10 protein-coding genes and 1 other RNA gene are annotated in these 14,988 nt (G+C 64.6%); 4 read left to right on the top strand and 7 right to left on the bottom strand.

All coding sequences use genetic code 11. The features are described from left to right. Positions 1–14: 14 nt before the first annotated feature. From AC56LY_RS04450 to ubiD, 4 genes are all read right to left on the bottom strand, one after another. Positions 15–344: a YbaB/EbfC family nucleoid-associated protein gene (locus AC56LY_RS04450; RefSeq protein WP_183550557.1), complete on the bottom strand. Its 330-nt coding sequence runs from the start codon at positions 342–344 to the stop codon at positions 15–17. A gap of 40 nt (positions 345–384) precedes the next feature. Then, entirely contained in the window at positions 385–2,616 is a 2,232-nt protein-coding gene (locus AC56LY_RS04445) for a DNA polymerase III subunit gamma/tau (RefSeq protein ID WP_499576890.1), read from the bottom strand. Positions 2,617–2,796: 180 nt separating this feature from the next. Next, positions 2,797–2,895, bottom strand: an RNA gene (ffs, locus tag AC56LY_RS04440) — signal recognition particle sRNA small type. A gap of 69 nt (positions 2,896–2,964) precedes the next feature. Beyond that, a complete protein-coding gene (gene ubiD, locus AC56LY_RS04435; protein ID WP_499576887.1) occupies positions 2,965–4,449 on the bottom strand; it encodes a 4-hydroxy-3-polyprenylbenzoate decarboxylase in 1,485 nt (494 codons plus the stop codon). Positions 4,450–4,996: 547 nt separating this feature from the next. On the opposite strand from ubiD, the gene AC56LY_RS04430 reads away from it, so the two are divergent. Continuing rightward, a complete protein-coding gene (locus AC56LY_RS04430; protein ID WP_499576886.1) occupies positions 4,997–5,875 on the top strand; it encodes a transglycosylase SLT domain-containing protein in 879 nt (292 codons plus the stop codon). A gap of 126 nt (positions 5,876–6,001) precedes the next feature. Here the strand turns inward: AC56LY_RS04430 and nusB are convergent, their stop codons facing one another. From nusB to ribBA, 3 genes are read right to left on the bottom strand one after another with little or no spacing between them, the layout of a single operon-like run. Further along, positions 6,002–6,472, bottom strand: a complete 471-nt coding sequence (nusB, locus tag AC56LY_RS04425) for a transcription antitermination factor NusB (protein WP_332529834.1) — start codon at positions 6,470–6,472, stop codon at positions 6,002–6,004. 19 nt (positions 6,473–6,491) lie between these two features. Further along, positions 6,492–6,971, bottom strand: coding sequence for a 6,7-dimethyl-8-ribityllumazine synthase (gene ribH / locus AC56LY_RS04420; RefSeq protein WP_183550546.1), 480 nt, complete (start codon positions 6,969–6,971; stop codon positions 6,492–6,494). A gap of 15 nt (positions 6,972–6,986) precedes the next feature. After that, entirely contained in the window at positions 6,987–8,117 is a 1,131-nt protein-coding gene (gene ribBA / locus AC56LY_RS04415; protein WP_499576884.1) for a bifunctional 3,4-dihydroxy-2-butanone-4-phosphate synthase/GTP cyclohydrolase II, read from the bottom strand. A gap of 346 nt (positions 8,118–8,463) precedes the next feature. On the opposite strand from ribBA, the gene AC56LY_RS04410 reads away from it, so the two are divergent. The 3 genes from AC56LY_RS04410 to AC56LY_RS04400 all read left to right on the top strand — a co-directional run bounded on the left by AC56LY_RS04410 (position 8,464) and on the right by AC56LY_RS04400 (position 14,982). Beyond that, positions 8,464–11,148, top strand: a complete 2,685-nt coding sequence (locus AC56LY_RS04410; RefSeq protein ID WP_499576883.1) for a two-component system response regulator — start codon at positions 8,464–8,466, stop codon at positions 11,146–11,148. A gap of 115 nt (positions 11,149–11,263) precedes the next feature. Further along, entirely contained in the window at positions 11,264–14,188 is a 2,925-nt protein-coding gene (locus AC56LY_RS04405) for a M16 family metallopeptidase (protein WP_499576881.1), read from the top strand. A gap of 137 nt (positions 14,189–14,325) precedes the next feature. After that, positions 14,326–14,982, top strand: a complete 657-nt coding sequence (locus tag AC56LY_RS04400; protein ID WP_499576880.1) for an MEDS domain-containing protein — start codon at positions 14,326–14,328, stop codon at positions 14,980–14,982. The last annotated feature ends 6 nt before the right edge of the window (positions 14,983–14,988 follow it).

Below are 14,988 nucleotides of genomic sequence, written 5' to 3'. Positions count from 1 at the left end.
GCATCATTCCTGGATCAGAAAGGCATCTTGAAGCCAGGCGGCAGGCCCGGCATGCCGGCGGTCACGCCGCTCATTTTTTCGGCGGCAGTGGCTTCTGCCTTGCGCGACGCGTCGTTGAACGCGGCGGCCACCAGGTCTTCCAGCATGTCGCGGTCGTCGCCGAGCAGCGACGGGTCGATGGTGACGCGCTTGACGTCGTTCTTGCAGGTCATGACAACCTTGACGAGGCCTGCGCCCGACTGGCCTTCGACTTCGACCAGGGCCAGCGCTTCCTGCGCTTTCTTCATGTTGTCCTGCATGGCTTGCGCCTGTTTCATCAAGCCTGCGAGCTGGTTCTTCATCATGGTGTGGTTCTCCAAATAGGGGTTGTCTGTATTGATTGGATCAGGCGATCTTGACCGAGCCGGGCACGACGAACGCATCGAAGCGTTGCTCGAGTTCCTGCACGAACGGGTCGGCCGCGACCAGGGCCTCGGCCTCGCGCTGGCGCGCCTCGCGCGCCGCTTTCTGTTCGGCGCCGGCGGTGTACCACACCGGGCCGATGTCGGACTCCACGCTCACGCGCAGGTTCGGAAAATGCTCTTGCAGCGCGGCCGCCAGCTTTTCGCTGTTGCCGCTGGCGCGCAGCGTGTCGACCGGAACGCGCAGGCGGAACATCACCGCGTTGTCGCGCGCTTCGCACGCAACCAGCTCGGTCTGCAGCGCCAGTTGCTGGGCCACGCCGCGCAGCGGCAGACTGCCGGCCAGCGCCGGCCAGTTGCCGTCCCAGTCGATCTCGGGGACCGGCGTGACGACGTAGGCGTGCGGCGCCACGCGTGGCGCACGCACAGCCGCGGCCGGGGCCGGCGCTACTGCGACGGCCGGCGCGGCCTCGGTGGTGACGGTGGCCACGGCCGTGTCGTCCGAAAACTCGGTGACCCAGGACGGCACATCGTCATCGGGCGGCTGCTGGGCGCGCATCGCCGGCTGCGGCGGCGCGATCGCTTGCGCCTGCGCCGGGGCGCTGGACTGGGCGACGGACTGCTGGCCGCCACCATCCCATGGCGGCGCGGCCCGGCTTTGCGGCGCCGCTGGCGCCGCATGCATGGTGGCACCCGGCCCCGGTGCAGCAGGCCGCGGTGGCTGCTGCGGCGGCGGTGCAAGATCGGTGGCGGGAGCAGAAGCAGGAGCAGGAGCGGACTCGGGACGCTTGTTGCCACCCGAGCGCATGCCGGAACCGGCGCGCGCAGCTTCCAGCGCCGCATTGATCGCGGCCCGCGCCGACGTCATTGGCGGCGCGCCAGGTGCCGAGGCACCGGTAGGTGCTGCAGGCATCGGCGGCGGTGGCGGCGCCGGACGTGGTGCCGGTGCCGGTGCCGGCGGCGTAGCGGCAACTGGTGCGCTGGCCGGTGCATTAGCCGGTGCACCCGCCCGCGGCGTCACTGCTGCATGGCTTGCGGCAGCGGCCGCGGCGGCGCGTGCGCCGGGCACGTTGATCGGTGCGGCGGCAGGCGGGGCCTGGACCTCGGCGCCGCCCTGACCGGGACGGAATGCGAGCATGCGCAAGAGCGTCATCGTGAAGCCCGCGTATTCGTCCGGCGCCAGGCCGATCTCGTTACGGCCATGCACGGCGATCTGGTAATACAGCTGCACTTCTTGCGGCTCGAACAGGCCGGCCAGGCGCATGATGTCGGCCAGCTCGGGCAAGTCCTGCGGCACCGCGCCCGGCACCGACTGCGCCAGCGCAACGCGGTGCAGCAGCGTGCCCAGGTCTTGCAGCGCGCCGTTGTACGACAGACTGCGGCTGGCCATTTCATCGGCCACCGCCATCAGGTCGGCGCCGTCCTGCGCAGCAAGTGCATCGAGCAGGCGCACCAGGTACGACTGGTCGAGTGCGCCGAGCATGCCCTGCACCGCTTCGAGTGTGACCTGACCGGCGGCGTACGCGATGGCCTGATCGGTCAGCGACAACGCATCGCGCATCGAGCCGTGCGCGCCTTGCGCCAGCAGGCGCAGTGCCGGTTGCTCGAACGTGACGCCTTCTTGACCCAGGATGTCTTCGAGGTGGCCGACGATATGCCCCGGCGGCATCTGCTTGAGGTTGAACTGCAGGCAGCGCGACAGCACCGTCACCGGGATCTTTTGCGGATCGGTGGTGGCGAGGATGAACTTGACGTGCGGCGGCGGTTCTTCGAGCGTTTTGAGCATCGAATTGAACGCGTGGTTTGTCAGCATGTGCACCTCATCGATCATGTAGACCTTGAAGCGCGCATTGCTTGGTGCGTAGACCGCCTGTTCGAGCAGCTGCGCCATCTCGTCGACGCCGCGGTTGGACGCCGCATCCATCTCGATGTAGTCAACGAAGCGGCCGGCATCGATGGCGACGCAGGCTTCACAGACGCCGCAGGGTTGCTCGGTGATGCCGCCCTGCCCGTCCGGGCCAATGCAATTGAGCGACTTGGCCAGGATGCGCGACAGCGTGGTCTTGCCGACCCCGCGCGTGCCCGTGAACAGATAGGCGTGGTGCAGCCGCCCGGTGCGCAGGGCGTGGCTCAGTGCACGGACGACGTGCTCCTGGCCAACCAGCGTATCGAAATTCTTGGGACGGTATTTGCGGGCGAGGACTTGATAGGACATGCCACGATTTTACCGCAGATGACGCCCGCCGCGGACATTCGGCAGATGCGTCGGCAGATACGCCAGCACGCCGCGCTGACGACAGACGTGGGCAAGCCGCGCCGGCAAACATGATTCAAAAGGGGGACGAACAGACAATACAGACGCGTAATGAAGCGTCATCACGCGAGGAAGAACGAAAGAGGCGAGCCTGATCTGCGGCACTTGCGGTGAACGGCTTTGGCTGCTTCGTTCCCGACCTGACCAGGTAAACCATGCCGCAATGCGCAGGGGCCCGCCAGCGCGAATTATACCCCACGCACGCCGTTTGGGGAAATGGCCGGCAACATCAATGGCCGGCCTTGCTCATCAGATCCCCAGCTCTTGCCAGATCGCATCCACGCGCGCCTTGACATCGGGCGCCATCACGATCGGCGTGCCCCATTCGCGGTTGGTCTCGCCCGGCCATTTATTGGTCGCGTCGATGCCCATCTTGCTGCCCAGGCCACTGATCGGCGACGCGAAGTCCAGATAATCGATGGGCGTATTGTCGACCAGGACCGTGTCGCGGGTCGGATCGACGCGCGTCGTGATCGCCCAGATCACTTCTTTCCAGTCACGCACATTGACGTCCTCGTCCACCACCACGATGAACTTGGTATACATGAACTGGCGCAGGAAACTCCAGACCCCGAACATCACGCGCTTGGCGTGACCCGCGTACTGCTTCTTCATCTGCACGACTGCCATGCGGTAGCTGCAACCTTCCGGTGGCAGATAGAAGTCGGTAATCTCGGTGAACTGTTTCTGCAGCAACGGAATGAACACTTCATTGAGCGCCACGCCCAGCACGGCCGGCTCGTCCGGCGGTTTGCCGGTATAAGTGGAGTGGTAGATCGGGTCGCGCCGCATCGTGATGCGGTCAATCGTAAACACAGGGAAACTGTCCTGCTCATTATAGTAGCCGGTGTGGTCACCATACGGCCCCTCAAGCGCATGCTCGAACCCGGTCGGGTGATTCGCATCCGGATAGATATGGCCTTCCAGCACGATTTCGGCGGACGCTGGCACGCGCAGTTCGCTGCCGATCGCTTTCGTCAGCGTCGTGCGGCTGCCGCGCAGCAGGCCGGCAAACTGGTATTCGGACAGCGAATCGGGCACCGGCGTCACCGCGCCCAGAATGGTGGCCGGATCGGCACCCAGCGCCACCGCGATCGGATACGGCTTGGCCGGATTGGACAGCGCGTGCTCGCGGAAGTCGAGCGCGCCGCCGCGGTGCGCCAGCCAGCGCATGATGACCTTGTTCCGGCTCAGCACCTGCTGGCGGTAGATGCCCAGGTTCTGGCGCTTCTTGTTCGGCCCCTTGGTAATGACCAGGCCCCAGGTGATCAACGGTGCCACGTCGCCGGGCCAGCAATGCTGGATCGGCAGACGGGCCAGATCGACGTCCTGCCCTTCCCAGACGATTTCCTGGCAGGACGCGCCCTTGACCTCTTTCGGCGCCATGTCCCAGACCGCCTTGACGAGCGAGCCCATGCCCATGATGTCGGCGAAGCCCTTCGGCGGCTCGGGTTCTTTCAGGCGCGCCAGCACGTGGCCAATGCGGCGCAGCTCGCTCACATCGCTCGCGCCCATCCCCAGCGCCACGCGTTTTGGCGTACCGAACAGATTGGCCAGCACCGGGATCGTGTGCCCGGTCGGCTTGGAAAACAGCAGCGCAGGACCCTCGGCGCGCAACGTGCGGTCGCACACTTCGGTCATTTCAAGATGCGTCGAGACAGGAAAATCGACACGTTTGAGTTCACCCATGCGCTCCAACTGGGCCATAAAATCACGCAAATCTGTATATTTCATCAAGTTTTAAGCTTTTCTTCGGTTGCAGAACATTAGTGAAGCGACGCCGCCAAGTGATTGATTCGACAAGTGTTTCACGCTCATCAGTACCGCCTTAATAACTGGAAGTAATATAGAACAGTCGTGCTAGGGTTGACTTGATATAAGCTCGCCCATACAATCCGTCCTACTTGATGAGACGGCGATACCTTTTTTGACACAATTTTAGCTGTTCTCATGCATTCACGGGGTCGGGGCCCCACATGACATTGTAGGAGTGTTTTCAACGGGCGTCTGCCCACCCCCCCGAGACAGTTGTTGAGCCACTGGCACCAGTCCCCATGTTGGACGGCAGCCAGCTGTAGCAAGGCAATGACGGCGTTAGTCGGCCGCGTCGCGGCGACAAACGATTTTCTGATGCACGGTCCAAAGCACCCCCACGTATCGCCTTTGGCGCGACGACGGGCTTCTTTTTGCCGCGACAAGGGGAAATTCGATGTTTCATCGTTTTATCATGAGCGCAAAGTTCATGCATTCCAGGGCCAGCCAGCCCATCACGGTGTCCTCCGTGACCAAAACGGCACGCAGTGTTGTCCAGACTGCGCGTTCTACCCTGACCGTATTCGGTCTCAGCGCAGTGGCCTTGATGGCCCTGATCTACTCCAACGACAGCGTTGCCAAGCGCGTCTCCGAGATGCTGCATCCGCAACCGGTCGTCGCTGCCAGCATGTCGGTAGCACCCGTTGCCACCGTCGTGCCGGCAATGCAGGCCACGGCCCAGACAGTCGCCGTTGAAACGACCCACATGGGCACGTCAACCGCCACGCTTGGCAACAGCAAGCAGCAGCAGTACGTGACCAAGTGGCTGTCGAAGCGTTACCGCGTCGCCAGCGACGCTGCCAATATGCTGGTCTCGACCGCGTACCTGACGGCGCATGACCTGAAACTCGATCCGCTGCTGATTCTGGCGGTGATGGCGATCGAATCGGGCCTGAACCCGTTTGCCGAAAGCGCGATGGGCGCCAAGGGCCTGATGCAGGTGATGGCCAAGGTCCACCATGACAAGTTCGAGAAGGTCGGCGGCCAGCAGGCAGCCCTCAATCCCGTGGCCAATATCCGTGTCGGTGCCTTGATCCTGAAAGACTACGTCAAGCGCACCGGTTCGGTCGAAGGCGGCCTGAAGACCTATGTGGGCGCAGCCGACATGGACAGCGATCAGGGTTACGGCGCGAAGGTCATCAACGAGTATCGCCTGCTGAACCAGGTGGCGAAAGGCCAGAACGTGCCGGCAATGAAACGCAATACGCCGGTACGGACATCGGCGCCAGTCGTTGTCAGCAAGCAGCCGGACGCCGACAGCGTCAAGCCGGATGCCAAGCCAGTGCCGGAAGCAACCACTGCTGCTACCGCACCGGTGGTTGCCTCGGACGCATTGGCCGGTCTGTAAATCGACGGCGCATCTGAAAACCACCGCCTCGGCGGTGGTTTTTTTACGCCGGTTACGCGGGCAACGACCAACAAAAAAGCCACCGGCTCGCGCACGGTGGCTTTTTTAATTGCGCAACCTGCACGATCAGCGGCGCTGATCGCCCGCCGCTTCATCTGGACGCAGGCGCTGGGCCAGCTTGTCCAGCACGCCGTTGACATACTTGTGGCCGTCGATACCGCCAAACGACTTGGTCAGCTCGACCGCTTCGTTGATTACGACGCGGTACGGCACTTCGGGATGGTTCTTCAGCTCGTACGCGCCCAGCAGCAGCACCGCGTGCTCGATCGGCGACAGCTCGGCGATCGAACGGTCGATCAGCGGGGCGATCGACTCGCGCAGCTCGACCGAGGTGCTGATCGCGCCATTGAGCAGCGCCGAAAAGAAATCGCTGTCGGCCTTGTCGAAACCGTGGGCGCTGCGGATATTGGCCGCGACGATGCGCGCCGGCTCATTGTTCAGCAGCCATTGGTACAGACCCTGCAGCGCGAACTCGCGCGCGCGGTGGCGCGGCGTGCGGTTCTTGCTCGGGTTGGCGTGCATATTCTTGTCAGTCATTGTTCTCTTGCCTTTATTGTTATTCGTCCTCTGGCACCAGCTCGTCCAGCGCCATCAGGAGGTTGGCCATTTCGACGGCGACACGTGCGGCGTCGGCGCCTTTTTCGGCCATGCGCACTTCTGCCTGTGCATCGTTCTCGGTGGTCAGGATCGCGTTGGCGACCGGGATGCCGTAATCGAGGCCGATGCGGGTGATGCCCGCGCCCGATTCGTTCGACACCAGCTCGAAGTGATAGGTTTCACCACGGATGACCGCGCCCAGCGCGATCAGCGCGTCGAACTGCTCAGTGACTGCCATGCGCTGCAGCGCCAGTGGCACTTCGAGCGCACCCGGCACGGTCACGTGCAGGATGTCTTCGTCGGCCACGCCCAGGCGCTTCAGTTCAGCCAGGCACGACGACAGCAGGCCGTTGCCCACGGTCTCGTTGAAACGGGCCTGCACGATACCGATGCGCAGGTCTTCGCCCTGCATATTGCTTTCAAAAGTTCCTACCGTCATGACTGACCTCTTGTATTAGTTGGATTGGATGGTTGAGGCGTCGGGACGCGGCACGTAGCCGGTCACTTCCAGGTCGAACCCGGTCATCGACGGCATCTTGCGCGGATTGGCCAGCAGCTGCATCTTGCCCACGCCCAGCGCGCGCAGGATCTGGGCGCCGATGCCGTAGGTGCGCAGATCCATCGACGCGGCGCGGGCGCCGGCGCGGCTGCCCTTGGCGTCCTGCGGTGCCAGTTGCGCAAATAACTGTTCAGCCGTCTCGCCGCAATTGAGCAGCACGATCACGCCGGCGTCGCTGGCCTTGATGGTGCGCATCGCCGAGGCCATGTCCCACGAGTGGGTGGTGGCGCGATTTTCCAGCAGGTCGAGGATCGACACCGGCTGGTGCACGCGCACGAGTGCTTCTTTTTCTGGCGACAGCTCGCCGTGCACGAGTGCCAAGTGGGCTGAGCCGCTCGGCGCGTCGCGAAACGCCACCAGCTTGAACTCGCCCGCCTCGGTCGACAGCGCGCGTTCGGCAATGCGCTCGACCAGGCATTCGTTCTGGCTGCGGTAATGGATCAGGTCAGCGATGGTGCCGATCTTGAGCTCGTGCTCTTTGGCGAACTCGATCAGGTCGGGCAGGCGCGCCATGGTGCCGTCTTCCTTGATGATCTCGCAGATCACCGAAGCGGGCGACAGGCCGGCCATCTGGGTCAGGTCGCAACCGGCTTCGGTATGACCGGCACGCATCAGGACGCCGCCCTTCTGGGCGCGCAGCGGGAAGATGTGACCCGGCTGGACCAGATCGTCCGGCACGGTGCCCTTGTTGACGGCCACCTGGATGGTGCGCGCGCGGTCGGCCGCCGAGATACCGGTGGTCACGCCCTCGGCCGCTTCGATCGAGACCGTGAAATTGGTGCCGAACGAGGTGCCGTTTTTCGACGTCATCATCGGCAGGGCCAACTCGTCGCAGCGTTCTTCGGTCAGGGTCAGGCAGACCAGGCCACGGGCGTGCCGGATCATGAAATTGATCGCTTCGGGGGTGACGAAATCGGCTGCAAGCACGAGGTCGCCTTCGTTTTCGCGATCTTCTTCGTCGACCAGGATAACCATGCGGCCAGCGCGCAGTTCGGCGACGATTTCCTCGGTGCTGGAAATGGACATACAGATTCCTTGAAACAGGGGTTTTGCGTAATCCGCTATTTTAAAGGATTTACCGGCGCCCAACGGCATTCCCGATCGCCGGAGGGCCAAATTGCCAGCACGGCGCGCCCCTGTCGTCAACCATGCGTTGCCAATAGACAACCACACGTGACCTCTTGTCGGTTAATTGTTAAGCTAGTCCATTCGCGTGGCAAGCCCGTGGCACGACTGCAACCAACTGGATTATGATTAACATATTATTGCCGTATTTACCCATCCACAGCGGCGGTCTTTGCGACGGAGTTGCCATGCCGATTGTTCATCCCGATCATTCCCAGCGCGCGAACGACAGCGGCAGGCGCGACTGATGGCGACCATCCTGATCGTCGATGACCGGCCCAGCAACCGCAGTTATCTGAGTGCCCTGCTCGGCCTGTCCGGGTACCGCATCCTCGAAGCCGAAAACGGCGTCTGCGCGCTGGCCATTACGCGCGCCGAACGGCCCGACCTGATCATCACCGACATCCTGATGCCAACGATGGACGGCTATGAGTTCGTCCAGCAGCTGCGCGCCGAAGCGGCGCTGCAGCACACGCGCGTCATCTTCTTCTCGGCCGTCTACTCCGAGCGCGAGACGCTGGCGATGGCGGCCAGGTGCGGCGTGACCACGGTACTGGGCAAGCCGGCCGACCCGCACCGGATCCTCGAAGCCGTCGAGGCCGAACTGGGCGTGGCCGGCGGCGCACCGGCGCCCGGCCCCGACCTCGGCGACGGCGCTGCGCAAGAAGACGAACGCGCGTTGCCGTTCGACCTGGGCGCGCGCCTGGGCGAACTCGAACGCATGTGCATGATGCTCGTCGGCGAACGCCGGGTCGAGGCGCTGGCCGCCGCATTCGTCGACGCCGTGCGCCGCGTGCTCGACGCCGACTGCGTCGCGCTGTGCCTGCTGGGCAGCTCCGAAAGCACCGTGCGCCACCTGGGCACGTATGGCGTCGACGCCGCGCTGCTGCTGCCATCGGCACTGGACGAACACGACCTGCCCGGCGTGCTGCTGCGCGCCCGAGCGCCGCTGCGCCTGGACGCAGACGATGCGCTGCTGGCCACGCTGCCCGCCGGCCATCCGCGCGTTCTGCATTTGCTGGGCCTGCAGGTCCACGACCTGCAGCATCCGCTCGGCTGGCTGTATTGCACGCGCGCCGACGGCGCCGCGCCGTTTTCGGATGAAGAAGAACGCTGGGCCACGGCGCTGGCTGCGCAACTGGCGGTCGCCTACGAGAACCTGAACCTGTACGAAGTGGTGCAGCACCACGCGGCGCAGCTGCAGCTCGAGGCCATCGCGCGCGCCGATGCCGACGCCGCCCTGCGCGACAGCGAACACCGGCTGGAACTGGCGCGCCAGGTGTTCGACAGCACGCAGGAAGCGATCCTGATGACCGATGCCGATGCCAATATCGTCGCCGCCAATCCGGCCTTCGAAACCATCACCGGCTACGTCGAAGCCGATGTCATGGGGACCAACCCGCGCTTCATGCGTTCGGGCCGGCACGACGCCACGTTCTACGCCAGTATGTGGACCTGCCTCGAAAAAGACGGCCAGTGGCGCGGCGAAATCTGGAACCGGCGCAAGAATGGCGAGATCTACCCGGCCAGCATGAGCATCAGCGCGGTGCGCGACGATGCCGGCAACCTGACGGCGTATGTGTCGGTTTCCACCGACCTGTCGGCGCTGAAGGCGGCCCACCACCAGCTCGATTTCCTGTCCAACCACGACGCGCTGACGCAGTTGCCGAACCGCTCGCTGTTCAACGACCGCGTGGGCCAGGCACTGGCCGCAGCGCGCCAGGATGCCAGCCAGGTCGCGGTGCTGCTGTTTAACGTCGACCGGCTCTCGCGCATCAACGACAGCCTCGGGCACGCGGCCGGCGACACCGTGCTGCGCGAAGTCGCGCGCCGCGTCAGCGTGCTGGCCGGTCCGACCGATACGGTGGCGCGCCTGTCGGGCGATGAATTCGTCCTCTTGATGACCGACTTCGACGACACCGACGACGTTATTTATTGCGCCCAGAAGCTGATCGATGCCGTCGCCGAGCCGCATGGCGTGGGTGGCCATGATCTGGTGGTCACCGGCAGTGTGGGCATCAGCATTTATCCGCGCGATGGCGACGCGCCGGGCGACCTGCTCAAGGCGGCCGATGCGGCGCTCACGCACGTCAAGGAATCGGGGCGCAATGGCTTTCGCTTCTTCAAGGGCGAGATGAACGCCGAGGCGCTGCGCTGGCTGGCGCTCGAGACGCGCCTGCGGCGCGCGATCGAACGCAACGAGCTGGCGCTGCACTACCAGCCGCAGGTCTCGCGCCTGGATGGCACGCTGGTCGGCATGGAAGCCCTGCTGCGCTGGCACAGCACCGAAATCGGCAATGTCTCGCCGGCCGACTTCATCCCGCTGGCCGAAGACACGGGCCTGATCCACCCGATCGGCGAATGGGTCGTGCGCCAGGCGTGCTTCCAGAACAAGGCCTGGCAGGATGCGGGCCTGGCGCCGGTACGCGTGGCAGTCAATGTGTCGGCCCACCAGTTCAAGGCCGGCGCCGTCGTCGCGGTGGTGCGCAGCGCGCTGCGTGACAGCGGTCTGGCGCCGCGCTGGCTCGAAGTCGAACTGACCGAGAGCGTGATGCTGGGCGACAGCAGCGCGGCCGAAGCCCAGATGGCCGAACTGCGCGAGCTGGGCGTGTCGCTCTCGCTCGACGACTTCGGCACCGGCTACTCGTCGCTGGGCTACCTGTCGCGCTTCCCGCTCGACAAGCTCAAGATCGACCAGACCTTCGTGCGCAATATCACCAGCGAACAGCGCAGCGCCGCGATCGCCCAGGCCACCATCGCGCTGGCCAAGGGCCTGTCCCTGGCCGTGGTGGCCGAAGGCGTCGAGACGATCGGCCAGAGCGATTTTCTCGGTTCGCTTGGCTGCGACGTGATGCAGGGGTATCTGTATGGGCGGCCCATCCCGGCGGCAGAGATGGCCGGCTTGCTGGCACTGGGCGGCGTGAAGCTGTAACTGCTCCCGTGGCGCCGCATCCTCTGGTGCGGCGTTCGTTAGCGCAGCCTTAAGCCCAGCCGTGCACGGATGGGCGCGCTGTAAAATGCACGGATCAAGTCACCGGGAACACCCAATGAGCAACAAATTTGTACGCGGCGCCTGGCTGGCCGTGGTGGTGTGCGTGTCCTCGCTGGCGCACAGTGCGCCGCAGGTCAGTGCGCCAACGGCAGCCGTCTCGAAAATGGATGCGCTGCAGCTCGACGCCGTGATCCCGGTTGGCCCGCAAGTCAAGGTCGGCAAGCTGGCCAATGGTTTGACCTACTACATCCAGCGCAATGCGCGCCCCGAACGCAAGCTCGAACTGCGCCTGGTCGTCAAGGCCGGCTCGATCCTCGAAGACGACGACCAGCGCGGCCTGGCGCACTTCGTCGAGCACATGGCGTTCAATGGCTCCACCAACTTCCGCAAGCATGAGCTGGTGTCGTACCTGCAATCGATCGGCGTGGGCTTTGGCGCCGACCTGAATGCCTACACGTCGTTCGACGAAACCGTGTATATCCTGCCGATCCCGACCGACAAACCGCAAAATGTCACCAAGGCCTTCCAGGTGCTGGAAGACTGGGCCCACGGCGTGAGCTTTGACCCAGATGCCATCGACAAGGAGCGCGGCATCATCCTCGAAGAAGCGCGCCTGGGCAAAGGCGCGGCCGACCGCATGGGCAAGCAGATCTATCCGCGCCTGTTCAACGGCTCGCGCTACGCCGAGCGCCTGCCGATCGGCCGCGAAGACGTGCTGCGCAATTTCAAGCCCGAGACGCTCAAGCGCTTCTACAAGGATTGGTACCGGCCCGACCTGATGGCGGTTGTCGTCGTCGGCGACATCAATCCGGCGCAGGCCGAAAAGCTCGTCAAGCAGCATTTCACGCGCCTGAAGAATCCGGCCGCACCGCGCCCGCGCGAGTACGCCGCGATTCCAGCGCGCGCCGACACCGAGGCGCTGGTCGTGACCGACCCCGAAGCCGACGGCAATGCGGTGCTGATCCGCTATCCGGTGCAGCCGGTGCGCGACCTGGGCACCGTGCGCGCTTACCGCGAAGAGCTGGTCCAGGGTCTGTTCGCGTCGATGCTCAGCGCGCGCCTGGCTGAAATCTCGCAATTGCCCGATGCGCCGTGGCTGGGCGCCAGCAGTTCGCTGGGCAAGCTGACCCCGCGCTACCGCGCCTACAATGCGTCGGCCGCCATCGGTCCGCGCGGCGCACAGCCGGCCATCGAAGCGCTGGTCCAGGAAAACGAACGCGCGCGCCAGCACGGCTTCGGCGTGCAGGAAATCGAGCGTGCCAAGAAAAACCTGATGCGCACCTACGAGCAGGCCTGGAACGAGCGCGCCAAGAGCGATTCGGGCACCTATGCTGCCGAGTACATCCGCAACTTCCTGCAGGACGAAGCCATCCCCGGCATCGAGACCGAATACCGTTACGTGCAGAACCTGGTGCCCGGCATTACGCAGGCCGAGATGAACGCGTACGCACGCAGCACGATCCCGCAAGACTCGGGCAAGCTGGTGCTGTACACGGGCGTGGCCAAATCCGATACGCCCACCGGCCCGCAACTGCTGGCAGCAGTGGCCGACGCCGCGCGCCAGCCGGTCGCGCCGTACGATGAAAAACTGCTGGCAGCGCGCCTGATGGAGCGTCCGGCGCAACCCGGCACGATCACGCATGAAGAGCACGACAAGGCGCTGGGCCTGACGCGCCTCACGCTGTCCAACGGCGTGAAGGTGATCCTGAAACCCACCGATTTCCTGAACGACCAGGTGGTGCTGAGCGCGGCGCGTCCCGGCGGGCAAAGCCTGTTCCCCGACCAGGACATCCTGAATGCGCGCTTTTCCAACGCGATCGTGGCCAGCATGGGCGTGAAGGATTTCACGCCGCTCGACATGCGCAAGATCCTGGCCGGCAAGGCGGCCGGTGTGACCGTGGGCCTGGGCAGCTACACCGACGTCATCGCTGGCGCCTCGGGCGCGACCGACATCGAAACGATGCTGCAATTGTTGTGGCTGAAGTTCGCCGGCGTGCGCCGCGACGAAGACCTGTTCCACGCATATATCGACAAGCAGGCCGAGATCGCGCGCAATGCCAGCGGCCAGCCAGGCCGGCGCTTCGGCGACGCCGTGGTGTCGGCGCTGTTTGGCAACCATCCGCGTGCGCCACGCTCGCTCGAGGCCGACGAGTACGCCAAGATCGACCTCGATCGCAGCATCGCCATCTTCCGCCAGCGCTTTTCGAGCGCAAAGGACATGACGTTCATCCTGGTCGGCAGCTTCGACGAAAAGTCGATCCGCCCGCTGTTGACGAGCTATCTGGGCACGCTGCCGACGCCTGCGGTGCCGGTGGCGTTTCGCGACGTGGGCCTGCGTCCGGTGACCGGCGTGGTCAAGCGCGAGGTACGCAGCGGTACTGAACCGAAGAGCACGATCTCGATCAACTTCACCGGCCCGGCCGAGTTTTCCGAAGCCGAGCAGCTGCGCCTGTCGGCGCTGATCGAGGTCACCAATCTGCGCATCATCGAGGTGCTGCGCGAAAAGATGGCGATGATCTACGGCGGCGGCGCCAGCGGCGCGCTCAGCAAGATCCCGTACGGGAACTACTCGATCGGCATCAACCTGCCGACCGGGCCGGAAAACGTCGACAAGGTCGTGGCAGCGACGTTCGCCGAGATCAAGCGTCTGCAAGAGAACGGACCTGACGCTGCCGAGCTGGAGAAAGTCAAATCCGGCTGGATCCAGAACCACCGCCGCTCGCTGCGCGAGAATGGCTACTGGGTGGCGAACCTGCAATCGAGCCTGACCGAAGGCACCGATCCGGCCTCGATCCTGAAGGTCGAGCAGCAGGTCGGCGCGCTGACGGCGCAGGACGTACAGGCGGCGGCGCGGCGTTACTTCGACACGAAGAATTACGTGCAGGTGGTGCTCAATCCGGAGCTGGCAACCAAGGCCGCAAACGTGGCCAAGGCGCCGGCCACGGGCAAGCAGGACGTGCCGGCCACGCCCGGCACCTGACGCCCGCCCGCCCCACCGGTCGGGTGGCGGCGGGCTTCGTCTATACTGTGCCTGCCCGCTGCGCGGCAGCAGGCCTCAGCCCACGTACAGATCAACGCCGGCGCCCGGCACCACCGGCGCTCTACTGGTGAAAGACCATGCGCATTTCCGATAACCCGGTTCACCTGGCCGGCAAGCCCCTCACCCACGCTTGCCATGCCTGCGCCTTTTTTCATACAGATGAAGAAAAGTACCGCGTGCTGCTGCCATTCATCCTGGAAGGCGTCGAACGCGGCGATCTGGCTACCCACATCGTCAACCCGGCGCAGCGCGCCGCGCACCTGGCCCGGCTGGCGCAAGCGGGCGTGGACCTTGACGCCGCCCAGGCGCAGGGACAGCTTGCCGTGTACACCTGGGACGAGACCTACCTGCAGGATGGCAGGTTCGACCAGCAGCGCATGATCGCCACGCTGCTGGCGCTGATTGCGCCGGCCAACGCACCCCCCGGAAAAATTTCGCGCAATATCGCCGACATGGCCTGGTCGCCCGGCGCCCGCCCCGAGGGCTACGAGATTGTCGAATACGAGGCGCGCCTGAACCAGGTACTTCCCGACTACCACCATCCGATCGTGTGCACGTACGACCTGACGCATTTCAGCGCCGACGTCGTGATCGATATCCTGCGCACCCACCCGATGGTCATCATCGGCGGCATCCTGCAAGAAAATCCGTTCTTCGTCCCGCCGGCGGAGATGATCAAAGAACTCGACGCGCGTCGCCTGGCAGGCGCCACGCCGGCCAGCGCTGCGCGCTAGACAGGC

The organism is Telluria sp. ZT3P25 (assembly GCF_059685895.1).
The sequence above is the reverse complement of the archived record's forward strand: the minus strand, read 5'-3'. Positions and strand labels throughout refer to the sequence as shown.

What these genes read in the sequence shown, in the direction of transcription:
- AC56LY_RS04450 (WP_183550557.1), bottom strand. Translation starts at nt 344, where the DNA reads ATGATGAAGAACCAGCTCGCAGGCTTGATGAAACAGGCGCAAGCCATG.
- AC56LY_RS04445 (WP_499576890.1), bottom strand. Translation starts at nt 2,616, where the DNA reads ATGTCCTATCAAGTCCTCGCCCGCAAATACCGTCCCAAGAATTTCGAT.
- AC56LY_RS04400 (WP_499576880.1), top strand. Translation starts at nt 14,326, where the DNA reads ATGCGCATTTCCGATAACCCGGTTCACCTGGCCGGCAAGCCCCTCACC.
- nusB (WP_332529834.1), bottom strand. Translation starts at nt 6,472, where the DNA reads ATGACTGACAAGAATATGCACGCCAACCCGAGCAAGAACCGCACGCCG.
- AC56LY_RS04405 (WP_499576881.1), top strand. Translation starts at nt 11,264, where the DNA reads ATGAGCAACAAATTTGTACGCGGCGCCTGGCTGGCCGTGGTGGTGTGC.
- ubiD (WP_499576887.1), bottom strand. Translation starts at nt 4,449, where the DNA reads ATGAAATATACAGATTTGCGTGATTTTATGGCCCAGTTGGAGCGCATG.
- ribH (WP_183550546.1), bottom strand. Translation starts at nt 6,971, where the DNA reads ATGACGGTAGGAACTTTTGAAAGCAATATGCAGGGCGAAGACCTGCGC.
- ribBA (WP_499576884.1), bottom strand. Translation starts at nt 8,117, where the DNA reads ATGTCCATTTCCAGCACCGAGGAAATCGTCGCCGAACTGCGCGCTGGC.
- AC56LY_RS04410 (WP_499576883.1), top strand. Translation starts at nt 8,464, where the DNA reads ATGGCGACCATCCTGATCGTCGATGACCGGCCCAGCAACCGCAGTTAT.